The sequence below is a fragment of the Enteractinococcus coprophilus genome, from assembly GCF_006716305.1.
In the GTDB taxonomy this organism is placed as follows: domain Bacteria; phylum Actinomycetota; class Actinomycetes; order Actinomycetales; family Micrococcaceae; genus Yaniella; species Yaniella coprophila.
The window spans coordinates 416,094-438,602 of sequence record NZ_VFOU01000003.1 but is presented as its reverse complement, the minus strand read 5'-3'; the positions used below and the strand labels follow the sequence as shown (position 1 = coordinate 438,602).

General features: G+C 57.6%; 19 protein-coding genes and 1 riboswitch. Of the genes, 10 read left to right on the top strand and 9 right to left on the bottom strand.

Translation table 11 applies throughout. The features are described 5' to 3' along the window. Nucleotides 1-46: 46 nt before the first annotated feature. The 4 genes from FB556_RS10005 to FB556_RS09990 all read right to left on the bottom strand — a co-directional run bounded on the left by FB556_RS10005 (nucleotide 47) and on the right by FB556_RS09990 (nucleotide 5,878). Entirely contained in the window at nucleotides 47-1,558 is a 1,512-nt protein-coding gene (locus FB556_RS10005) for an MFS transporter (RefSeq protein ID WP_246057374.1), read from the bottom strand. A 296-nt stretch (nucleotides 1,559-1,854) separates the two neighbouring features. Next, nucleotides 1,855-4,374 carry an excinuclease ABC subunit UvrA gene (locus tag FB556_RS10000; protein WP_141867236.1) on the bottom strand — a complete coding sequence of 840 codons (2,520 nt, stop codon included), beginning with the start codon at nucleotides 4,372-4,374 and terminating at the stop codon, nucleotides 1,855-1,857. A gap of 44 nt (nucleotides 4,375-4,418) precedes the next feature. Further along, complete coding sequence (locus tag FB556_RS09995; RefSeq protein WP_141867235.1) at nucleotides 4,419-4,946, bottom strand: DUF488 domain-containing protein; 528 nt, start codon at nucleotides 4,944-4,946, stop codon at nucleotides 4,419-4,421. A gap of 80 nt (nucleotides 4,947-5,026) precedes the next feature. Then, the gene (locus FB556_RS09990) at nucleotides 5,027-5,878 is read right to left on the bottom strand and encodes a Rieske (2Fe-2S) protein (RefSeq protein WP_141867233.1); all 852 of its coding nucleotides are present in this window, start codon (nucleotides 5,876-5,878) and stop codon (nucleotides 5,027-5,029) included. 320 nt (nucleotides 5,879-6,198) lie between these two features. On the opposite strand from FB556_RS09990, the gene FB556_RS09985 reads away from it, so the two are divergent. Next, nucleotides 6,199-6,489, top strand: a complete 291-nt coding sequence (locus FB556_RS09985) for an MGMT family protein (protein WP_141867231.1) — start codon at nucleotides 6,199-6,201, stop codon at nucleotides 6,487-6,489. A 1-nt stretch (nucleotide 6,490) separates the two neighbouring features. On the opposite strand, the gene FB556_RS09980 is transcribed toward FB556_RS09985, so the two are convergent. Both FB556_RS09980 and FB556_RS09975 read right to left on the bottom strand, forming a co-directional pair. After that, nucleotides 6,491-7,462 (bottom strand): AraC-like ligand-binding domain-containing protein, encoded by a 972-nt coding sequence (locus FB556_RS09980; protein WP_141867229.1) that lies wholly within the window; start codon nucleotides 7,460-7,462, stop codon nucleotides 6,491-6,493. Nucleotides 7,463-7,639: 177 nt separating this feature from the next. Then, complete coding sequence (locus FB556_RS09975) at nucleotides 7,640-9,055, bottom strand: aldehyde dehydrogenase family protein (protein WP_211344022.1); 1,416 nt, start codon at nucleotides 9,053-9,055, stop codon at nucleotides 7,640-7,642. A gap of 223 nt (nucleotides 9,056-9,278) precedes the next feature. On the opposite strand from FB556_RS09975, the gene FB556_RS09970 reads away from it, so the two are divergent. Continuing rightward, nucleotides 9,279-10,376, top strand: coding sequence for a Zn-dependent alcohol dehydrogenase (locus FB556_RS09970; RefSeq protein ID WP_141867227.1), 1,098 nt, complete (start codon nucleotides 9,279-9,281; stop codon nucleotides 10,374-10,376). Here the strand turns inward: FB556_RS09970 and FB556_RS09965 are convergent. Then, nucleotides 10,373-11,656 carry an MFS transporter gene (locus FB556_RS09965; RefSeq protein ID WP_141867225.1) on the bottom strand — a complete coding sequence of 428 codons (1,284 nt, stop codon included), beginning with the start codon at nucleotides 11,654-11,656 and terminating at the stop codon, nucleotides 10,373-10,375. The genes FB556_RS09970 and FB556_RS09965 overlap by 4 nt on opposite strands. A 321-nt stretch (nucleotides 11,657-11,977) precedes the next feature. Between FB556_RS09965 and FB556_RS09960 the strand changes: the two genes are divergently transcribed. The 8 genes from FB556_RS09960 to FB556_RS09925 all read left to right on the top strand — a co-directional run bounded on the left by FB556_RS09960 (nucleotide 11,978) and on the right by FB556_RS09925 (nucleotide 18,918). Further along, nucleotides 11,978-12,640, top strand: a complete 663-nt coding sequence (locus tag FB556_RS09960) for a hypothetical protein (protein WP_141867223.1) — start codon at nucleotides 11,978-11,980, stop codon at nucleotides 12,638-12,640. After that, nucleotides 12,637-13,122, top strand: coding sequence for a phage holin family protein (locus FB556_RS09955; RefSeq protein WP_141867221.1), 486 nt, complete (start codon nucleotides 12,637-12,639; stop codon nucleotides 13,120-13,122). Before FB556_RS09960 ends, FB556_RS09955 begins: the two co-directional genes overlap by 4 nt. After that, complete coding sequence (locus tag FB556_RS09950) at nucleotides 13,119-13,739, top strand: DUF3618 domain-containing protein (RefSeq protein WP_141867219.1); 621 nt, start codon at nucleotides 13,119-13,121, stop codon at nucleotides 13,737-13,739. The genes FB556_RS09955 and FB556_RS09950 overlap by 4 nt, the downstream gene beginning before the upstream one ends. A gap of 211 nt (nucleotides 13,740-13,950) precedes the next feature. Then, nucleotides 13,951-14,760 (top strand): DUF2382 domain-containing protein, encoded by an 810-nt coding sequence (locus tag FB556_RS09945; RefSeq protein WP_246057373.1) that lies wholly within the window; start codon nucleotides 13,951-13,953, stop codon nucleotides 14,758-14,760. Between the two features lie 70 nt (nucleotides 14,761-14,830). After that, nucleotides 14,831-15,637, top strand: coding sequence for a hypothetical protein (locus FB556_RS09940; protein ID WP_141867217.1), 807 nt, complete (start codon nucleotides 14,831-14,833; stop codon nucleotides 15,635-15,637). Between the two features lie 187 nt (nucleotides 15,638-15,824). Next, the gene (locus FB556_RS09935) at nucleotides 15,825-16,718 is read left to right on the top strand and encodes an alpha/beta hydrolase (protein ID WP_141867215.1); all 894 of its coding nucleotides are present in this window, start codon (nucleotides 15,825-15,827) and stop codon (nucleotides 16,716-16,718) included. Between the two features lie 149 nt (nucleotides 16,719-16,867). After that, nucleotides 16,868-17,677, top strand: coding sequence for a hypothetical protein (locus FB556_RS09930; RefSeq protein ID WP_141867213.1), 810 nt, complete (start codon nucleotides 16,868-16,870; stop codon nucleotides 17,675-17,677). Next, entirely contained in the window at nucleotides 17,677-18,918 is a 1,242-nt protein-coding gene (locus FB556_RS09925) for a winged helix-turn-helix domain-containing protein (RefSeq protein ID WP_141867212.1), read from the top strand. Before FB556_RS09930 ends, FB556_RS09925 begins: the two co-directional genes overlap by 1 nt. Nucleotides 18,919-18,945: 27 nt before the next feature. Here the strand turns inward: FB556_RS09925 and acs are convergent, their stop codons facing one another. Both acs and FB556_RS09915 read right to left on the bottom strand, forming a co-directional pair. Beyond that, a complete protein-coding gene (acs, locus tag FB556_RS09920; RefSeq protein ID WP_141867748.1) occupies nucleotides 18,946-20,832 on the bottom strand; it encodes an acetate--CoA ligase in 1,887 nt (628 codons plus the stop codon). A 238-nt stretch (nucleotides 20,833-21,070) separates the two neighbouring features. After that, nucleotides 21,071-21,158: riboswitch (SAM riboswitch) on the bottom strand. Between the two features lie 67 nt (nucleotides 21,159-21,225). Continuing rightward, nucleotides 21,226-22,479 (bottom strand): type III PLP-dependent enzyme domain-containing protein, encoded by a 1,254-nt coding sequence (locus FB556_RS09915; protein WP_141867210.1) that lies wholly within the window; start codon nucleotides 22,477-22,479, stop codon nucleotides 21,226-21,228. Between the last annotated feature and the right edge of the window lie 30 nt (nucleotides 22,480-22,509).

Below are 22,509 nucleotides of genomic sequence, written 5' to 3'. Positions count from 1 at the left end.
CCACCATTGTGTGGGGGCTTTGAGAGGGTTCGCTGTTGTTATGTGTTTAGGACTTCGCGGGTTCTGCGGAGGCGGTTTCAGCCATCGCCGGGGCAGCTTGGTGTGGCTCGTCTGCCACGAGGCACTCGGACAGTGGCAGTTCGCGGTTATTCCATTTATCCCAATCACCACTGGCTTCGAACTGGTAGTCGATGCGAATATCGCGGGTTTCTTTGAGCATGACCGTACCGACAAGACCCAGAGCGGCCATCGCGAGTAGGTAGATCACAATTGCCCAGGTTGTGCCCAAACCGTTCAGCAGTAGCTCGGCAATCGTTGGAGCGAACGCGCCCCCCAGGATGGCGCCCAGAGCATAGGAGATAGAGACACCCGAATAGCGGACCGAGGCTGGGAAGAGTTCGGCGTACCAGACGGCTTGTGGCCCGTAGGTCATACCAAGACCAACCGCCAGTAGTGATGTGCCAATCAGTACGCCGGTAACCCCAAAGTTTTTGACTAATTCAAACAGCGGGATGATCCCGGCAGCCTGGACGAACCAGCCCAGTGCCATGATGCGGCGTCGGCCGTATTTATCTGCCAACCAGCCGGACGTCAGGGTCGAGATGAGCCACACGGCAGCGGCTACGAGTACAGCAAGCTGGACGCCGACCTGGTCGTAGCCCAGACCGCCGTCGTCAATTGGACGTGTCGCAACACCCTGGATGTACCCTCCGGTGATCATATAACCGGAGGCACCGTTGCCTGCGATCAGCAGGATGCCGAACATCACGATGATGCCGAATTTCGGGAAGAGTTTCGGTGGTTTGACGTTAGCTTTGCCAGCTGCTTTATCGTTGCTCTTGAGTTCAGCGATCTCGTTGAAGACCGGTGATTCATCGACTGCGGAGCGAACGAAGAGCCCGACGATGACCAGGACGAGTGACAAGAGGAAAGGGATGCGCCATCCCCAGTCGTAGAAAGCTTGACCGGGGGCAATCCAGGTCACGACTGCCAGCACTGCGGAGGCTAGCAGCATGCCGGTTGGCACCCCGATCTGTGGGAATGCGCCGTAGAATCCGCGGCGACCTTTCGGTGCGTACTCCACCGACATAAGTACTGCGCCGCCCCATTCGCCACCTGCTGAGATACCCTGCAGGATACGGAGTGCGAGCAGCAGGAATGGTGCCCACAGGCCGATTTGGTCGTAGGTGGGCAGCAGCCCCATCGTGGTGGTTGCAATCCCCATCATGATGAGCGTGACCACCAGGAGAGGTTTGCGTCCAAACCGGTCACCCAGACGGCCTGCGATGGCGGCACCCAACGGGCGGAATAAGAATGACAGCCCAATGGTGACCAGCGAGAAAATGCGCTGGAATTCCTCACCAGCCGGAGCGAAGAAGAGTTGCGCAAACACGATGTTTGCGGCAAGAGCATAAATGAAGAAGTCGTACCATTCGATGACGGTCCCCACCAGGGTTCCCGTCAGGACGCGGCGACGTTCTTTAGGTGTAATTTCCTGTGCACTGCGGGTCGGCTGGGCAGACGATCCGCTTGCGCTATTTGTGACCTGTGGACGCATAGCTGTGTTTCACCTTTCATTCCAACGAATCCACTTTCCTCCTCTTTTTGGTGGCGCGCAAATCTGCGAATTCCACAAAAAGTCGTGGATTTCGTGAAGCTGGGCACTAGGTGAATCGAAAGCGTCACAAAGTTGATTGGGCGGTTGCAGGGTGAGTTAACTGAAAGTCATAGATAAATTTGCCCACTCCGTCACAGGTGCACCGCAAGTTGGTCACAAAAAATAATGGAGGATCAACTGTTGCTTTTTTGCCCATCATGCTTTTCTGAGTCGCTAACAGCGGAATGGTGATATTGCTAATCCGTGACCGTGATCGTGGCCTCAGCTGCCAGATAGTGTCCAGTGACCGACTCTTCAGTCTCGGCCAGACCTGCAGGAGTCGTGGCAGCGACCACCCGGCCGCCAGCTGCGCCTGCGCCCGGTCCAAGGTCGATGACGTAATCTGCTGTAGCGATCATTGCTTGATGATGTTCTGCCAGTATGACCGTGTGTCCCTGGTCTACGAGCCGATGCAATTGCGCGTTTAAAAGATTCACGTCGGCAGGGTGTAACCCTGTCGAGGGCTCATCCAAGAGGTAAAGCGTGTGAGCCACGGTGTTGCGCTGCAGTTCGGTGGCAAGTTTGACGCGTTGAGCTTCGCCACCGGAGAGTTCGGTGGCTCGCTGACCCAGGGTTATATATCCCAGCCCAATGGCTTCAAGCGCCTGGAGTGCGCGCAGAACCTGTGGCTCATCGTCGAAAACGGTCTTGGCTTCGGTAACCGAGAGCGCCAGGATCTCCGCCACCGTGTATCCACGCCAGGAAACCTCGAGGGTTTCTTGGTTGAACCGTTGGCCGTGACACACCGGACAGGTCGCATAGGAACCCGGAAGGAAAATGAGTTCCACTTCAATCTGCCCGAGCCCAGAGCACTCCGAACAGCGACCTTCAGCAACATTGAACGAAAATCTCCCAATGCCCCAGTCACGTCGTCGGGCTTGGTCGGTGTCGGCAAAGATTCGGCGCACTCGATCAAACAGTCCGGTATATGTTGCCACCACGGATCTCGGCGTGCGACCGATGGGCCGCTGGGTGATATGCACCAGCCGTTTAATCTGCTCGAGCCCTTCCACCGACGCAACCGAAATGGCGTCTTCAGTCGATGCATCTTCTTCGGTCGGTTCATCGGTGACGGTCGTGGAGACGGCCTCTTGGACCAACCCGCCGATAACGTGGGTCACCAAGGTCGATTTGCCCGCCCCGGACACGCCGGTGACCGCGGTGAGCTGACCCAACGGGATGGTCACGTCCTGGTCCACGATGTTGCGAGCTGTAATACCCGTGAGGTGCAACGCACCCCGGGCGGCATGACGTGCCGAATCATTGAGCCGTAGCGGTTCGGGGTGTACAAAGCGGGCCGTGACAGACTCTTCAACATTGCCCAGCCCGTGCGTCGGTCCCGAATACACAATCCGACCACCGCGAACCCCGGCCTTGGGCCCGACGTCGACGATCCAGTCAGCCTGAGCCACCAACGACATGTCATGTTCGACCAACAATACGGAGTTGCCGTCGGCGATAAAGCGCGCAAAGAGTTTTGACAGGGTATGTTTTTCGGCCGGGTGCAGTCCCGCAGAGGGTTCGTCTAAGACATAGGCCACACCGAAGAGTCCCTCATGGACTTGCGATGCGAGCCGGAGACGCTGTAATTCGCCGGTAGACAGGGTATTGGCTGGGCGATCCATCGTGAGATGCCCCAGCCCAAGTTCCGTGACCGCATTCAGGATAGCAAGGGTTGTTGGCAGCAGGATGCGTTCGGCCCCGATTTCTGGGCCGTCGTTGCGTGGATCCAGCGACGTAATGTGGTCATAACGCCCTTGCAAGAGGTCTAGCAGCGCGTTGAGATCCAGCTGTGTCAGCTCCCAGATAGCAGCATCCAAGTAGCGGACCTGCAGTGCAGCGGGGTTCAAACGGTGGCCATGACAGGTTGGGCACGTGCGAGAGGTAAAGAAAGCGAGCGCTCGCGCCCGGTTCTTATCCGATTGGGTCGCAGCAACAGTGCGCCGCAGATACCCAGAGACCGATTCCCATTTGCCCTCATATGGGCCCTGGGTTCGACCGGCCTCTCGAACCGGGAGGACCGTGATAATTGGCGTTTCGTCCGTGTAGAGGATCCAATCTCGGGTGGCCTGATCCAGCTCTCGCCAGGGACGAGCAGTATCGACGCCGAGTGTTTCAAGGATTTCCCGGAAGTTTTTACCTAACCACGCCCCGGGCCATGCTGCGATCGCGCCGTCCAGGATGCTCACATTAGGATCCGGCACCATGAGTTCTTCGGTCGGTTCGTATTGTTTGCCCACGCCCTGACAGTCCGGACACATGCCCTCGGTCGTGTAGGGCGAAAAATGTCCGGCCGTCAGGCGGCCACCGGCAATGCCATGTGTGCGGTCCAGGATGTCGTCGGGGTGGTCACCGGATCGAGAAAACAGCAAACGCAGCGAGTTCGATAGCGCCGAGACGGTACCGACGTCGGAGCGAGCCCCACCAGCCGAGGTGCGTTGTTCTAGTGCAACCGTGGGTGGCATACCCTCGACGAGTTCGACCTGCGGGTCGACTGCCGAGCCGATGAGGCGCCGCGCAAAGGGTGCCACTGACTCCAAATATTTGCGTTGTGCTTCGCCGTGAATCGTGCCGAACGCCAAAGAGGATTTTCCAGAACCTGAGACCCCGGTGAAAGCGACAACCGCGCCGCGCGGGAATTCGACCGAAACATTTTTGAGGTTGTGCAGCTTGGCATCCACCACGCGCACGACGTCAGTGTCACTAGATGTTGTCATGGCCACCCTTCACTTGTGATCCTTCCACGCTAGCGGTCCTTGCCTCATGCATAGTGGATTGTGCCGTCATCTTGCGCAACGGCACCGTCACTCAGCTTGGCGCTCATGAGCTGGCCGGGCCCCATAATGTGTTCAACGTGGTGGTCGTTGATCAGGAGATAATCGGCGATGATCCGACGGTGACAACGCCACCAGACCGCTTCAGAGCACATGGTTGCCGTAGCTACTTGTAACCCCAAGCTTTCTAGGTCTGTCAGTGCGTTCTGGAATTCATCAGCTAAGGCGTGGTCAGCGTAGTTATGAAAACTGCGATTCTGCCACCAGGCATTGACCTCGAAAGGGATCTCTTTGCTGACGTTGCGTCGTCCGGTGAGTCCTGCACTGCGCGAAAATCCAATGTCATGTTCTGCTAAGAACTCACCAAGAGTATCGGCGTTAAAGTGGGGATAGCGTTTCGAGCCGGGAAGCTTCCGCACATCTACCACGTGTTCAATATGGTGTTCCTGCAGTAGCTCGAGGAACTCTTCGATTGTACGGTTCGAATGCCCAATCGTATAGAACACTGGGTTCACAAATGATCCTTCACTAAAAACACGGGACGCACCGGAAGCACACGAGCACGATGTTCCGATGCGTCACCCACGATGTCGCGTTAGTTGGCTGCTTTCACTAGGACGCGACCTTCTTGGGCGCGTATTTCCCAACTAGGTTGGTTCGCTGCTGCAGGACCGCGCATCGGGCTGCCGTCGGAGATACGGAATTTACTGTGATGCCATGGGCACACAATACAATCGCCTTCGATGCGGCCTTTATCCAGCGGTCCACCGGCGTGAACGCACGTGGCAGAGAGCGCACGCAGTTCGCCTTTGTGACGAGTCAACACCACAGGGGTTTTATTGGCGGTCACGCGAATGAGCTGGCCCTCTTGTACATCCTCTTCGGCAGCAACATCCGTCCATTTTTTAGTGCGCTGTTCAAATGCGGCATGGCTGACACCAACGCCCATATCCAGGGTGAGATGTCCGCCAAGATAAGCCGCGCTGCCGGTGAACCCTAACCCAAGCAGCGACAACCCCGCCCCGAGTTTGTGTCGGTCGTTCTTGCGAGCCACCCAAGACAGAGTTTGGAAAGCAGTGCCCCAGACATTGCCCAGGATGTGCGCCATCCCGACGCGACGTTCTTTACCGTAGGAGTCCGCCCAATCGGAGGCTCCTGTCATTGCGGTTGGAATGGAGGACAATATCCCCAGCGCTACGAGCCGTTGACTCGCCGGCTGCATTTTTTTGCCACCGGTCATATCCAGTGTGCTCGCCATCATCCACGCACCAATTGGTAAGTCCGTGAGCATCGGGTGCAGTTGATGACCTAACCAGGAACCGGACAGCAGATATTTGATCGCATCCGGGTCGGTAAGTTTTGAGACCACCTTCGAGACTGGTTCAGAGATTTGGTCTAAAGATTTTTCTTCTTCGATACGTTTGACGACACGTGATATCCCAAACATGCGCTGTTCCTCTTTCTTCAAACAGATGATAGATCAGCTGCTGTTCACCAATATGGTGTAGCGGTCGTAGTACCGCCACTTTAGCTTTTGACAGGCGGTTTTGACATCCCCCGATGTGCGCCGCAGGCCACAGATCTCGTGTGTGGTCCTCACGTTTTGGGCCGGTCCGGCCATACTGGTGAGCAATTTGAACGTCGAAGCTTCGGCATGGTCATGCGGGGGTCTGCGAAAAATCGTAGAGCAATGTCGCCCAAATCCTGTCGCCACTTGGTCGGATTTTCCTCGATGATGGTTTTAGTCATCCGTGTGACAATAGGGATATGGATGAGGAAACACATGAGCGCATCCGTGCGGCCATTGCGCGCGTGCCGCGCGGACGGGTGGCTTCGTACGGCGACATCGCGGCCATGACGGATGCCCCCAGCCCGCGGATCGTTGGCTGGGTATTAAAAGAGGATGGCGGGGACCTTCCATGGCAGCGCATCGTGCGCACCGACGGTACCGTAGCGAAACCCCAACAACTTCCGATGCTGCGGGACGAAGGTCTGGAGATCCCAGGGGACAAAATCGATATGAAGCGCTATCGCTGGGCCCCTGACGAAGGCGACTGAGTTAATTCCCGAAGATACTGTGCCGATAGTGGGATGGTGTCTGTCCGTAGGCCTGTTTAAAGAGTTTCGACACGTATGAGGCATCCGTTAGCCCGTAGCGTGCGCTGATCGCTTGGACAGTTTCGTTCTGTCGAGTTGGATCTGCCAAATCTTCTCTGATGCGTCCTAAGCGTTCATTCCGTATAAACGTACCTACAGTCTCGCCTTCTTCAGCGAACTTACTGTGCAGCTGTCGGACCGAGACATAAAAGTAGTCGGCGATCATTTGCGGTCCCAGCTCTGGGTCATAGAGGTGATCGGCAATAAATGCCACTGCTTGGTCGAATAGCGGATTTTCTCGGCTCGTAGTTTCCCCTGGCCGAGACGCTTCATGGAGGACAGTCACTAGCATTTCCAATGCGGAGCGGACCAGCCGTAGCGCGTGTGGACCCTGCAAGATATGCAGGTTAGCAGCCAGCTGTTCAAAGAGAGGAACAGCGACTCTACCAAGTCCGGTATTAGCGTTGATCGGGATGGCCGTGACCTCGGCGACCTGCTGCTGAACTAGGTGTAACGCATCCTGTGGAAACTGGATAATTAAGCTTCGTTGATCTTCTAGATAGTCAAGCTGATAGGGGCGATGCGCAACATAGAGTGCTAAGTCGCCAGGCGCTAATATGCAGCTTCTTCCGTCTTGTGTGAGCTCAGTAGTGCCCGAAAATTGCAGGGATAGCTTGCATAGCTGCGGTCCTGCGGAGTCTGTTAGTACCCTTTGCTGTTCTACTGTGTGCGGGCCAGTGGCCATATCGAACAGCTGAATGTCATCGAGGGCGACGTAGTGTTGACCAGCTCTGAAATTATCAGGAATTGATGTGGTCAGGTCAATGTGTGGGAAATTTTCATGCACGAGCGCCGTCCACGCGAGAAAATCTAGATTCCGTTCCGGCATGGGCGCGATAGTTACAGATGAATCATCGTCGAAGCGCCTCGTCATGTCCTACTCTTTAGTGGAGTACATATGAGTGTTCAGCTTGAGCACTCTACCTTCGACATTCTAGCCAGGTAGGCGGGCGATGCGGGACTCTCGTCGCACAGAACGAACAACAAAGCGCTGTTTCGAACCTCGACCGACGTTCGAAACAGCGCTTTGTTGTAGTAAGAGTGGCTTGCGTTAGTACGAAGTGACTTTCGGTTGGGCGACTTGCTTCAAGCCTTCCACACCGAATTCAAGGCCCATGCCGGATTTCTTGACCCCGCCAAATGGGACACGGGGATCGACTGCACCGTGCTTATTGATCCAGGTCGTACCAGCGATGAGACGGTTGGCGACTTCACGAGCACGCTGTTCATCGGACGACCACACCGAGGAACCGAGGCCCACTTCAAGTTCGTTAGCCCATTCAATGGCCTGATCGAGGTTATCGTATTTGACGATCGGCAAGGCGGGCCCGAACTGTTCGATTTGCACCAACGGGTTCTGTTGGTCAATATCGGCCACGATAGTTGCCGGGTAGAAGTAGCCTGCCTCATCGGCTGTTGGATTACCGCCGGTGACGATGGTTGCTCCAGCTTTGCGGGCTTCTTCGACAAGGTCGGCCACGATATTCCGTTGGGCTTCGTTCTGCAACGGGCCCAACACATTTTCTTCGGAGACACCTTGTCCCATCGGGGTTTCGGCGGCAATTTTGCCAAGCGCCTGGACGAGTTCATCATAGATTGCGGCAGGAACGTAGAGACGCTTCAGTGCCGCACAGGTCTGGCCGGTGTTGATAAACGCACCCCAGAAAATGTCTTCAGCCATTTCCTCGATATTGATGTCGTCCAGGACGATACCGGCATCGTTGCCGCCCAGTTCCAGAGTCAGGCGCTTCAGATCTGCAGCGGCGCTTCGCATGATCGCTTGACCGGTTGTGGTCGAGCCGGTGAACATGATCTTGTCGATGTCAGGGTGCTCCGAAACCGCCTGACCGATATCGCCGGCACCGGGTACGACTTGCAGAACATCTTCGGGCAGGACTTGGTTCAGCACCGCGACTAAGGCCTGGACAGACAATGGAGTATGTTCGGACGGCTTTAAAATCACAGTGTTCCCCATCCGCAGCGATGGAGCCAATTGCCAGACCGAAATCATCATCGGCCAGTTCCACGGACCGATGGCTCCAACGACGCCCAGCGGAACATAGCTCAACACTGCTTTGCCCGATTCATCATCGACCAAAACTTCGTCTTCGAGTGAGAAATCAGCGTTGGCGCGCAGCCAGGCTTCACACGCGCCAGCTTCAAAACGAGCATTCGGGCCGTTCAGTGGCTTACCCACTTCGCGGGCCAGGATCTGTGCGAGAGCTTCAGCGGATGCCTTGACCGCGTCGGCGGCTTTGTGGAGGTATTCGGAACGTTCGGCAGGGGAGAGGGCACCCCACGATTGCTGTGCCGCTTTGGCTTTCGCGACGGCGGCATCGACGTCTTGCGGTTTTGACATTTTTGTCTTGCCGATCAATTCGCCGTTGGCAGGATCGTAGATGGGGTGACCGTCGTCCACAGTGATGGCATCCAGTAAGTTTTCGTGTGTCGTCAGCGTTGTGGGCATGCATTCCTCCGTATTTTGTCTGGTAGTCCACCGAGGGACCTGTTCATTATTCCAGATTGCCAGAATGTGACCTGGGTTAAGTAGCACTCCCGTGCAGGATTGTTGGAATTCTGTGCAAGCCTGTTGACGGGCCGGCATTCCGGACGCGCAGGAGAAGAGAGGTTCGTTACAGTGACGTTACGTGGACTACACCACGTTTGCATGAATATGGAGGTATCTTGCCATGAAAGCAATGGTTGTGCGAGAACTCGGCGCCGGCTGGGTTGAAGAAGACATCCAGATCGCCGATCCGATCGATCAAGAAGTACGTATCGAGGTGAAAGCCTCGGGCCTATGCGGCTCAGACCACATGGAGATGAGCCTAGCGGTCAACTACCCGCCTCCGGCAGTGCTCGGGCACGAAGTCGCGGGCGTTGTTACCTCGATTGGCCCAAATGTCACCGAATTCGCTGTTGGTGACCATGTCGCAGCCTGCCTTGTGCAATTTTGCGGTAAATGTGAACAGTGTCTCGATGGTGAGCCTGGACTATGTCGTTCACCAGAACTCACGGTCCGCGGTGCCGACGACGCACCCCGGTTGACCGATGCTGAGGGTCAGCCACTGACTCAAGGCATGGCACTGGGCGGGTTCGCGCAGGAGGCATTGATTCACGAAAATATGTTGGTCAAACTGCCGGACGATATGCCGTTCGCTCAAGCTGCGGTACTGGGTTGTGGAGTGATCACCGGAACTGGCGCCGTGCTGAACGCTGCCAAAGTTCGACCCGGTGAAGACGTTGTCATTATCGGCGCTGGCGGCGTCGGACTGAACGTTGTCTCGGGTGCGAAACTCGCCAGTGCCGGCAAGATTATCTCGATCGACGTCAATCAAGAATCGCTCGATGCCGCTCAGGCTTTCGGTGCAACGCATACGATCAACTCTGCAGAAACTGATCCCGTGGCTGCCGTTCAGGAATTGACCGGTGGATACGGTGTGCGTACGGTTTTCGACGTCGTCGGTATTGGCGCTACGGCACAGCAGGGTTATGACATGTTAGACCGCGGTGGAACGCTCTATCAGATCGGTATGGGTTCACCTACCGATACGCTTGACACGGTCCCTATGCACAACGCTTTCGGACGTAAGGCCGTACAAGGTGTGTTTATGGGATCGGGCGTGCCGAAGCGTGACATGGCGATGCTCGTGGAGCAATACCAAGCAGGGCGTCTGAACCTCGACGATCTCGTATCGGCAGAAATTAAACTCAGCGAGGTCAATCAAGGCTACGAGATGATTCGCGACCCGAAAGTGAATCGCGTCGTCATCACTGACTTCTCCTAGTTCCCAGGTTTGGTGGGTGCCTCGGTTTGTCGGGCGACCGATCCCGGCCCGGGTGGCAGGGATTTCGCGAAGATGCCGGCACCCACAAACCCCAGAACTGCAATCGACCAGATGCCAAAAGCGAGCGTCGAGACGGCGGTAACCGCCGAAATCAGCAGGGGACCAGAGAGAGTGCCGGTGTCGGATAGCAGCCGCCACAGGGCCAGGAATTTCGGTCGTCCAATGTCGGGGGAGTAGTCGGCACCCAGCGTCATCACGATCCCGGCGCCAAAGCCGTTGCCCAACCCGATGAGCACTGCGGCCACCATGAGCCAGCCGGCGGTGCCGGTAAATGGCACGACTGCCGTGCCGATCGCCAGCCCGGCTAAACAGGATATGGCCACCACCCGGCGACCTTTGCGGTCCATGAGCAGCCCGGACGGGTAGAACATCACCAGGTCGATTGCTCCGGCGACCCCGTAAATCAACGAAGCGTGAGCGGGACTGAGCCCCAGATGCCCGGCCCACAGCGGGATCACCGCGGTCCGCGAGGCTCGCATTGCTGCCAGACACAGCACGCCGAGCCCCGTGGACAGCAGTACTCGCCAGTGTTGTTTGGCCAGTGACGTCATCGTGGGGTTCGTGATGATCTCGATCGGGTTGGTCGTCGTCGATTCCAGGTGCGACGGTGTGTTGGGTTCCACGAGCTCTTCAATGAATAATGACACGACGACGGCGATGCCCATGCATGCTGCCCCCACGGCAAACGCGCCCTGCATGCCCATAAAGCTCTGCACCAGGGCGCCAAGAAATGGTCCGACGAATGACCCGATGCGCAACATGCCGCCCAGCAGCGACATCGCTCGAGCTCGATGGGATACGGGCACCGCGACCGCCAGATAGGACTGCCGCGCCAGATTGAAGCCGGCCCCGGCCATCCCGATCATTAAAATGCCAACCATATAGCCGACGAAATCAGATGGGGGCTGAAGCGGAAACCAGCCGGCCACCATCGCCCACGCGAGCGTGACGCCCAGCGTGCCGACTAGCGCTGAGAAGATCATGGTCAGACGTTCTCCGGCGCGGGAAGCTAATTGAGCGGCCGGGGCATTAGCAATCAGTGAGCCGATACCAATCAGCGTGACAGTACTAGCTGCGACGGCAAGTGAGACGCCAAATCGACTTGAGGCTCCCGCGATGGCCGGCATGATCGCGCCCAGTCCGATCGCATAGATAAGCGATGGCGCATAAATTTGGAACGCATTGGCAAAAGGTTTCGTCGTTCGGGGCTGGTCTGACATGCTGCTTTCTAAGCTAACTTTTACGCTGTATGAGGGAAACAAGTCTTGACCTCCCAGGATACGCTCAAATATTGCACAAATGTTGACGATTTGGACGAGCAAAATGCTCTCGAGAATTATGCGGAAAACCCATGCCAGCATGGGAAATGTCGAAAAATTGCAGACGGAATCCAAAGAAGTTAAGAAAATGTCGGTCAACAGCTGTTTTGGACGCACAGTCGTTTCGTTAGTGTCGAAAATGGAAGCGATACATTCACGGTTTGTTCGTGACCCCAACGGTACCGACGGAGACGCCGTCGGAATCAGAACGGAGGAACACTTATGACAACGAATCCGGAAGCATCAAATCCCCTGGCTTCGACCGGGACCGGTAAGGATCCCAAAGAGGCCACCCGACAAGAAGCGGATCGACTCAAAGATCACGCGCAGTCGGCAGCCAGTGACTTGGCTGGCACCGCCAAGGACGAGGCTCACGCTGTACAAGACGAAGCGATGACCCAGGCAAAATCATTGGGCAAGTCGGTTCAGGATGAAGTCGGCGTGCAAGCTTCGACGCAGCAACAACGCTTAGCCGAGCAGTCCCGCACCGTGACTGACGACCTGCAGCGCATCAGCCGCGGCGAAAGCCCGCAGTCGGACATGGTACTTCGTGCGGTCTCTACCGTGGCCGATCGCGCCGAAGCATTGACCCGGCATCTGGAGACCAAAGAACCTGCGGATCTGTTGGACGACGTCCGTCGATTTGCCTCGCGCCGTCCCGGTACCTTCTTACTTCTGGCCGCCGGTGCCGGGCTGTTGGCCGGTCGACTCACTCGCGGACTTCGGGATACCGGCTCCGAAGACAACTCAACGCCCCAACACCGTGGCACCACCGATCGCCACCTTCCGCGCCCTTCGGCAACCCAGCCGGTGCGCGGGACTGAAACACTCGGTGTTCAACCAGATGTAGAACACCCACGTACAGATTTGGGAGGTCGCCTATGAATTCCCGGCACGTATCTGATGCCGGCCATCCGGATCGAGCCGCACGTGATATCACCACAGGTGCCACTGAAGCACCCGATACCAGGGCCGAACGCCGGGCCGAAAACGAATCACTAGGCGAAATGTTCGCCCGGTTATCCAAAGACCTCAGCACCCTGGTTCGCCAAGAAATCCAGTTAGCTAAAGCCGAAGCCACCGAGTCTGCCAAACAGGCAGGCGCCGGTATCGGCATGCTAGTTGGAGCAGCCATCGGAGCGATCTTTGTGCTGCTGTTCCTCTCGACGGCCCTGATGTGGGCCCTTGGTAGCGTCATGCACCTCGGTTGGGCGGCACTTATCGTCGCCGTCGTATGGGCCATTATCGCGGCAATTCTGGTGATGGTTGGCAAGAAGAAACTCGAACAGATCAAAGGTCTGCCGAAGACACAGGAGACCCTCGAAGAGATCCCTGCGACCATTGATCCCAGGAAGGAGACCCCATGAGTAACAATCCTGAGCAAATTCGAACCGATATTGAACAGACCCGAGCCGCACTTGGCCAAGATGTTGATGCGCTCGCCGAAAAGGTCGATCCGACAAAAGTGGTAGAACGTCAAAAAGATCGCGTTCGAGACCGTGTCAGAAATGTTCGCGAGTCGATCATGGGCACACCCGATGAGGACGCCGGCAGTGACTCTGGTGCACTGCAGCAAGCCGGTGAACGAGCGCAAGATATGGCGCACCAGGCGGGTGAAGCCGTCCAAACTCTCCCAGACAAAATCAGTTCTGGGACCCGTGGTAACCCCTTGGCCGCCGGGCTCATTGCCTTTGGGGCAGGTTGGCTAGCCGCCTCGCTCATCCCGGCGTCTCGCACAGAGCAAGACGCTGCTGAAAAGGTCAAAGATCGCGCACAACCACTGGTTGATGAAGCGAAGTCCGTTGCGCAGGAGGCTGGTGAGCACCTGAAACCACAGGCTCAGCAGGCTGCACAAGCAGTGAAGGACACTGCTTCCCAGAGTGTACAAAACGTCAAAGAGGAAGGCCAAAGCCACGCTCAAGACCTCAAAGACGATTCACAACGAGCTGCACGCCATGTCAAAGATACCGCCAGCGAATCCTAGGGTTCACACCTGGAATGATTTTATCTCGTAGCCCCAGCGACTCCGCGCGATGCACAGCGCATTATCAGGCTATCCGTGGCGGTAACACACGATTCATCGCTGCGAAAACCAAGAGGCAAACGGCTGTTGTCAGTGAAAAACTCGGCCGTTAGAGTCGCAACCAAGGGCCAATCGTGATCCGCATTGGCCCAGCATCTCAGAAAGGAAGTGCATGACAATGACTAACAACTTCAATCTAGAGAACATCGACGGTGCCACCGTTTACGACCAGAACAACGACAAGGTGGGAGACGTCAAAGAGGTTTACCTCGATGATCAGACCGGAGAACCGCGGTTTATCACTGTCGCTACCGGACTGTTTGGCATGAAGGAGACGTTTGTCCCGCTTGAGGCCGCAAACCGGATTGCCGATGGCGATCTGAAGGTCCCATACACCAAGGACTTCATCAAAGACGCTCCAAATGTTGATCCGGACGGTCACATCGAACCATCCGAAGAGCGCCAGATTTTTGAATACTACAGCCTCGACTTCGGAGCCGACCGTACTGCCGCTCCGACTCGCGATACAGAAGGCATCGCTGGCGCCCCAGCCGCCGATACTCAAGGCGTTGCAGCTGGCCAGGATGTCGGCGAGCAAGCTGTCGCTCACGAAGAGCACCTGGTAGTAGGTAAAGAAGAGCGTGTCGTTGGTCAAGCTCGATTGCGCAAACGCGTCGTAACCGAACGCCAACAAGTTGAGGTCCCAGTAGAACGCGAAGAGCTCGTCGTTGAACGCGAACAAATTGACGAAAGCTCACCTGCGGCACGCGCCGGGACGATCGACGATACCGGGGAAGTAGAAGAAACTATCACCCTGCATGAAGAACGCCCGGTCGTTGGCAAAGAAACCGTTGCCACCGAAAAGGTCAACGTCGGCAAACGCAAGGTTGTAGATACCGAAACTGTTGAAGGCGACGTCCGTAAGGAAGAAATTGACGTCGAAACTGACGGTGACACTGATCGTCGTGGTACCACTCGCTAATTGGTGGACTGGGAAGTTCGTAAGATTCACATCGACCTGAAACAGGGTCCTGGAACGGAAAGGGGTCATCATGACTCAGACCAATCCACCCGGTAGCGACGAACCTCGAAGGCGATCAGAAGCTGAACGTGGTGAGCACGCTGCGCAGGCTGCTGGTGCATCGGCAGTGTCTCACCAACCCGATCAGGAACGTTCTCCTCGTGAGCACACGACTCGGGAGTACACCACCGCTCATGATCCCGTCCCGGACCATACTGCCCGTGATGCATTTATCGGCACCGATGAGCGCGTTCATGGCAGTGCAAATGTCTCCTGGGGTGCAATCTTTGCAGGTGTCGTCACCTTTATCGCGCTGATGTTCGTCTTCGGACTGGTCAGTATTGGCCTGGGATTCCAGGGAGTCGGCGGCATGGCCGTGGGCATCTGGAGTGCGGTAGCGCTGTTAGTAGCGCTAGCCCTCGCCGGTTTCGTAGCGGGAACGCTCGCAGTCCGTGCTGGTTTCCTCCACGGGATTGGCACCTGGGCCACGTCGATCGTCGCGATCCTGGTGCTCATCGGTTGGTTAGGTACCAGCGTGCTTGGCACCCTTGGTGGTGCGGTAGGCAACGTCGTCCAGGGCGCGGTGGAAGGTGGTGCAGTAACCACCGAGGATCTCGGTGCAGCCGCCGAGGACCCACCAGTGGATCAGCAGCAGCTGGATCAAACGCAACAGCAGCTTGAAGATACCACTCAGCAAGCTCAAGACGATGTTGCAGCCAGTGCATGGTGGGCTGTTGGAGGTCTACTCGTAGGTGCAGTGGTTGCCGGTCTGACCGGTGCCGCAGGCTCGCGCAGTGTGCATACAAAACACCGCGATGAGCGTGACGTAGTTCGCTAACCTCACAGACTGGAATCAACAGCTACAACATGACGAAATAGAAAACTGCACACGATGATGACGGGATCCTGCTGACGGGTCCCGTCATTATCGTATTTCGTGCAAGGTAAGATGAGGATAACTTCGACGTTGTGGCGCAATCGGTGAACCGCACCGGTTGGCATCTGGGAACCGACAGGAGTCGCCCATGAAACGGCACGCCGATTTTCAAACAGAAGAACGAACCTTCACCTCTAAAGGCGTGAGGTGTGCGGCGACATTGTATCGCCCGCTCAGCACACGGAAGGCGGTGCCCTGCGTCGTATTGGCCCCGAGTGTGAACCTGACGCGGAAAGATGCATATCCTCGATTTGCTGAACGATTCGCAACTGCAGGTTATGCCGCCCTGTTGTTTGACTACCGCTACCTTGGCGATAGCGAGGGTGAACCCCGTCAGCTGGTTGACTACCAACAGCAACGCGAAGATATTCATGCCGCCGTGGCCTTCGCGCGTTCGGTGCAGGGCATTGATCCCGCACAGATCATCCTGTGGGGGTTTTCTTTTGGCGGTGGACACGTCATCAACGTGGCTGCTGAGGATAAACAGGTGGCAGCAGTACTGACGTTGTGCCCATTTCTGGACGGCTTGCAATTCTCTGCCGCCTCGGGCGTAGGGAATTCCTTGCGCCGTATGGCTGCAGCGGCTCGGGCCTCGTGGATTCGTGAACCGATTCGGATGCCGGTGACCGCGCCATCTCGCCAATTGGCCTTGTTCAATCAACAAGAGGCTGCGCTAGGATTTGAGGCCTTACGTGCCGAAGAGTCGTTATGGCGCAACGATATTCTCGTCAAACCGACTCAGCCGCCGTTTCGGATCCGCCCGATCCGGCATGCTAAATACATCACCTGTCCGCTGTGGATCGGACTCGCTACCCACGACACTATGGTGCCCTCATCGCCCATGCGTCGATTAGCGCAACGCGCGCCGATTGCTGAGCTGCGCACCTTTTCGGCCGGCCATTTCGACGGATTCTTGGAGCGTTTTGACGAAGTCATCAAATCCCAGCTCGCATTTCTGCGCCGGTCCCTTGCCCACGCCTGACCCACTGCGGACGTGACGTAGAGCCTTACTTGAATCGATCGCGCACGGTGGTCGAGTCTCCTGAGGACCATCCGCTGCATATTGAATGATCTGCCTTCGGTCCCTAGACTCACAACTCATAGTCGACTTCGAGGGCTGGGAGGAACACCGTGCACGTCGCACATCAGCTCAGACCAGAAAACTTGCAGATCTCGATTCACCAGCAGGGGGCTGACCTCGAGGCGCTGTTTCCCGAGGGCCATAAACATGACCGATACGGATTCTTGATCACCGAACCGTACGGAAGTTTCGGCGCGAGCCTGCTCATCCAAGCGGCCATTGTGCATTTCTATGACATCCACCCCGCACGCCGAGATGCCGAGCCGATGTACCCAGAAATTTACATGTTCCACGTCGGAGGTCGATTCGGGGATCATAGTTCGTTCGATTTCTGGCCCCCACGCAAAGAAGTCTTCTGTGATGCATCGCGTCCGGCCGACCTGTTGGCAGCGATAGTAGATCGCGGCATCACACGTTTAGCGGTGCCAGACAGTCCGCCGGGTGATCCTGAACTGCTCAAAGACAGTGCCAATACTTTTGCAGACATCGGCTCGGCCCGAAACCTTCTAGCCTCGTGCTTCGTCTATCACGCCAGCGGTCGTTGTGCCGGTGCCGAGGTCGTCTTGTCATCTGACCATCCATCTTTCGAAGCCAATATTCCTCGGACCCTCGACCGCGAAGCTATTTTAGAAAAATATCGAGCAGCACCAGACTCCATGGGCCGTGCAGGCCCCTCGGTTGCCGCTGACATCGATCGGTGGGTTGAATCTGTCTTGGAGCGCAAAGACGAGGTCGACCGTGAGGCGGTTCGCTTGCAGGCTGCACAACGCCTACGGCGACAAGGAGAACGACTCGTGCGTACCGAATCATTCCGGCGGGTGAGCGTCGATGATATGTTTGCCTTGTTGGCGGGGTTCTAATGGTGCGAAGACTCAGCCTGGCCCAGGCCCGTCGTGTCGCTATCGCAGCGCAAGGACTGGATCGTCAGCGGCCCGAAACTGTCACACTGCGGCACATCACCGATACGGTAAAACGCCTCGGAGTCGTACAAATTGATTCGGTCAATGTCCTGGCACGAGCACACCTGTTGCCGTTGTTTGCACGGCTTGGACCATATGACACTGCCCTGGTGGATCGCGCAACGGGTCGCGCACCGCGACGGATAGTAGAGACCTGGGCCCACGAAGCTTCTTACGTGCCCGCCACTACCTTCCCATTGTTGACCTGGAATCGTCGGGGCTGGGGCCGCATGGACATCGAACGCTTCAAAGATGCACAACCGGGGCTACTGGATCGGGTGCACAGTGTAGTGGCCGAGCACGGGCCACTGACGAGTCGAGACATCCAAGCCCACCTGGACCCGGAACATAGCCATCGACCGCGCCACCACTGGGGCTGGTCCTGGACACCGGCCAAAACCGCCTTGGAAATCTTATTCGACACGGCAAGACTCACCCCGGCCCGTCGCAACGCTCAGTTTGAACGAGTGTATGACCTGACCGAGCGAGTCCTGCCGCCTGCGGTGCGCGCCCAGTCGCCGATAGCGCGAGAAGCCGCGATCACCGAGCTGATCCGAATCGCAGCTCGAGCCCACGGCATTGGTACGGTCCGGTGTTTTGCCGACTACTTCCGACTGAAACACGACGAAACCCGGCGAGCTATCGCAGCACTGGAGACCATCGGCGAAGTCATCCCGGTCACGGTGCCCGGGTGGGACCGGCCAATGTGGATGCATGTTGCAGCCCGGGTGCCCCGGCAAGTCCAGGCGCGGGCGTTGTTGGCGCCGTTTGATCCGTTGGTGTTTGAACGGCGTCGTGTATTTGAACTCTTCGGCATGCACTACCGGCTGGAGATCTATACGCCCGCACCGAAGCGCGTATATGGCTACTACGTGTTGCCGTTTCTGCTAGGCGAACACTTGATGGCTCGCGTCGATCTCAAACATGACCGCGTCAGAGGAGCGCTCGTCGTGGCGTCCGCCTACGCAGAGCAACCCGGCCCGCAGGTTGTGGATTCAACCCGGCCGGACGAGTCCACCGTCGTCAACGAGCTGGGCGCCGAACTGCACGTCCTGGCCCAATGGCTTGGAGTCAACAACGTGGTGCTTGCCGACGACGCCCACGGCGACCTGGTGGGACCGCTCAAAGCTGTCATGGTGTGACGGTCGCGCGGCCACCACGCCCTGAACTTAACGGTTTTTGAGTACCTCAGCGATTTTGGCAACGGCTGGTTCGTTTTGCAGTGAGGTCGTATCGCCGAGTGTGTCACCGGTGTAGAGCTGGGTAAGCAATCGTCGCATGATTTTGCCCGAGCGGGTCTTGGGGACATCCGGTACAAATACAATGTCAGCTGGTTTCGCCACGGGACCGATCTGCTTGGCGACTAGCTGGGTGAGTTCGGCTTTGGCAGCGTCGTCGGTGAAATCCCCGCGCGGCACTACGAACGCAATCGCGCAGTGTCCGGTTTTTGAATGGGGGACCGGAGTAACGCCGGCTTCGATGACGTTCGGGTGCGACACCAGCGCGGACTCGATCTCGATGGTCGACAGGCGGTGTCCTGAGATATTGATGACGTCATCGATGCGCCCCAGAATCCAGATATCGCCGTCGTCGTCGGTTTTAGCACCGTCGCCGGCCAAAAACCAGCCGCGACCGGTTTCTGCCCAGTGGTAGGTATCCCAGTAGGAATGGTAGAAGCGTGCCGGGTTGCCCCACACGGTGCGTGCCGCGCCGGGGCCGGGCCGGGTGACGACAATGACGCCTTGTTCGTTGGCTTCCGACGGGTTGCCGGCGTCGTCGACGACGGCAACGTTGACGCCGGGCAATGGACGTGAGCCGGAACCAGGTTTGAACGTGGTGTCGGTCTGGCGCGGGGAAATGATGGTCGAGCCGGTTTCCGATTGCCACCAGGTATCGACCATCGGCACGCCCTCGGGGGTGTCGCGGCCGATGTGGTTGCGCGCCCAGGTCCAGGCCTCGGGGTTGACGGCCTCGCCGACGGTACCGATCAGCCGGATGGAGGAAAGATCGTATTCCTCGGAGGGGCCGGATTCGTGCCAGCCCATGAGCGAGCGCAACAGGGTGGGCGCAGTGTAGTAGCTGGTGACCCCGTAGCGTTCGATGATCTCAAAGTGGCGCGAGGTGTGCGGGGCGTTGGGTACGCCCTCGTAGATCACTTGGGTCGCGCCGTTGGATAGCGGGCCGTACATTTCGTAGGTGTGCGCGGTGACCCAGGCTAGATCGGCGGTGCACCAGTGGACGTCGTCGGCACGTTTGGTCACATCAGGATTCGAGAATAAATAGTCGTAGGTGATCGAGGCGTGGGCCAGGTAACCGGCGGAGGTGTGCACCAGGCCCTTGGGCTGGCCGGTCGTGCCCGAGGTGTACATGATGAACAGCGGATGCTCGGCGTCGAAAAATTCCGGCTCGTGAGTTGTGGGTTGCTTGGCGACGATATCGTCCCACCAAACATCGCGGCCTGGGGTCCAGGGGATGTCGGTGTGGCCGGTGCGGTTGACCACCAGCACGTGTTCGATGTTGTTTTCACCTGCCACGGCTTCGTCGGCGGCACGCTTGACGGGCACGGCTTTGCCGCGGCGGAATTGGCCGTCGGAGGTGACCAGCAGTTTGGCGCCGGTGTCTTCGACCCGGAACTTCAACGCATCGGCCGAAAACCCGCCGAAGACCAGTGAATGGACGGCACCGATGCGGGCGCAGGCCAGAGCGATGACCACGGTTTCGACAATCACCGGCAGGTAGACGACCACGCGGTCGCCGGGTTTGATACCCAGCTCGGTGAGGGCATGGGCGGTCTGGGACACTTCTTCGAGTAGGTCTTGGTAGGTGACGGCGCGGCGGTCGCTGGGTTCGCCTTCAAAATACAGTGCGACTTTGTCACCGTGACCGGCAGCGACGTGACGGTCTAAGCAGTTGACCGAAACATTCAAAGTACCGTCTTCATACCAGCGGGCCACCGGGCCTGCTTCAGCTTCCGGGTCGGGTTTTGTCCAGGAGTGGATTGTGGAAAACGGGGTGTCCCAGGTGAGGCGTTGGCCGGCGGCTTCCCAGTAGGCCATCCGGTGATGCTCATCGACCTGCTGGCCGGTTGCGTCGTCGCGGTGGTGTGCCAGGCCTGGTGCGCGACCGGGATTTACGTCTGGGTCGGCGGCGTCCACAATGGCCCGGGGGAGGGGGCCGGGTAGGCCATTGGGCAGTGGCGCGTATTGTTCGTCGAACAGTTTGGCGGCCAGTCCGGTGCGGTGCACAATGGTCGTGTTGGTGGGGGCGGTGGTGGATTGCGTCAAGAATTTAACCTTTCCATCGGTTCTGGCGGTAGCACCTGCACAATGTGTGGTTGCTGCGGCGTCGTCGAGCCAGATCTCTTAGCCGCTCTGGATGGGTTACGCCCATTACTTTAGGCAATTCCGATGGAATTTGAAAAACGACGCCGTCACATTGCGCCGCGGAGCTTAGTGCAGTAGCTTCTCGGGCTGATAAATCCCAGCGGCTTCCGTGAGGTCATGAGTCGATCGGCCAGCGGACAGCACGCTGGATTCGGTTAGTAATCCGTCGGCGCGAATGCCGTAGATGGGCGCGGTAAAGTGTGAGCGTGGCCCAAATGCGGCAGCACCGATATCGAGGAGCGCTAACACATCGCCTTCTTGAACTGCGGGTAGCGGCACGCTCTGGGCGACCAGCCCGTTGGGACCAGCGACGTCGTAATAGTACTGTTGGAAGTCGTCTTTGTGGTTGCCATGTTCATCGAAGACGATGATGCGACTGGTTTCGGGATGTGGCTGAGCATCGGCGTGCACCACAGCGATCATCCGGCCGTCGAGGTCTTTAGTGTATTCCACCCGGGCCAGGATCATCCCGGCCCTGGCGGTCAGAAATTCGCTGAAATCGATGGTGAACTGATATTTTCCGTACATCAGGTCCGGGATCATCGCTTGGTGTACGAAGCGATGATTATCCAGTGCGGGATCCTGTTCCTCGTCACCGGACTGCATGGACGCGCCCGCACCAAAATGTAGTCCTTGGATGCGGGGGCCGCCGACCGCGTGTTCAATATCTTCGGCGAACTGATAGATCGCCGCAACCTGTTCAGCGGTTTGTTGCAGACTGGTGGGCGGCGTATCAAAGCTCACGTGTAATTGCGTCAACCAGGGCCGTTCGAGGAAGACTTCGATGAGATCTTTGCGGTGATCCCGCAGCCCGATCCCTACGTGTGCGAAGGTCGTGGCATTATCATCTGCTGAGGCTTGCGGGGTGATCTGCAACCCGATCGTGCCCGCATAGTTTTCGGTGTCCTGCAGCAGCTGATCCACCCTGGCCAATTCGGCGAAGTTACTGATGCTGAAGCTCACGGCACCGTCTGTGACATCTTGGAGCTGAGTGTGCGTCTTGACCGGGGCGTTGTGGATGACGTCTACCAGCGGGTAGCCACTGTGCCGAGCGATTTCGAGCTCGACGGCCGAGCTTGTTAAGACGCCGATGCCACGCGCGCGGAAATGTTCTAGGACCCCGGGTATGCCGATCGTTCCGACAGAAACAGCTGGCCGGAACCATTCTTCGGAATACGTCTGGTGGACGAGTTCAATCAGTTGGTCCAGGATGTTGTAATCGATCACACCCAACACGGGTGTGGTGTCGGTGAGCGCCGGAGCGAGCTGTTCCACAGCGGTGTGGCGCTGCGTTGCGATGCGAGATCCTAATGAAGCCATGGCTCGATCCTACGCGCACAGGTAGGACAC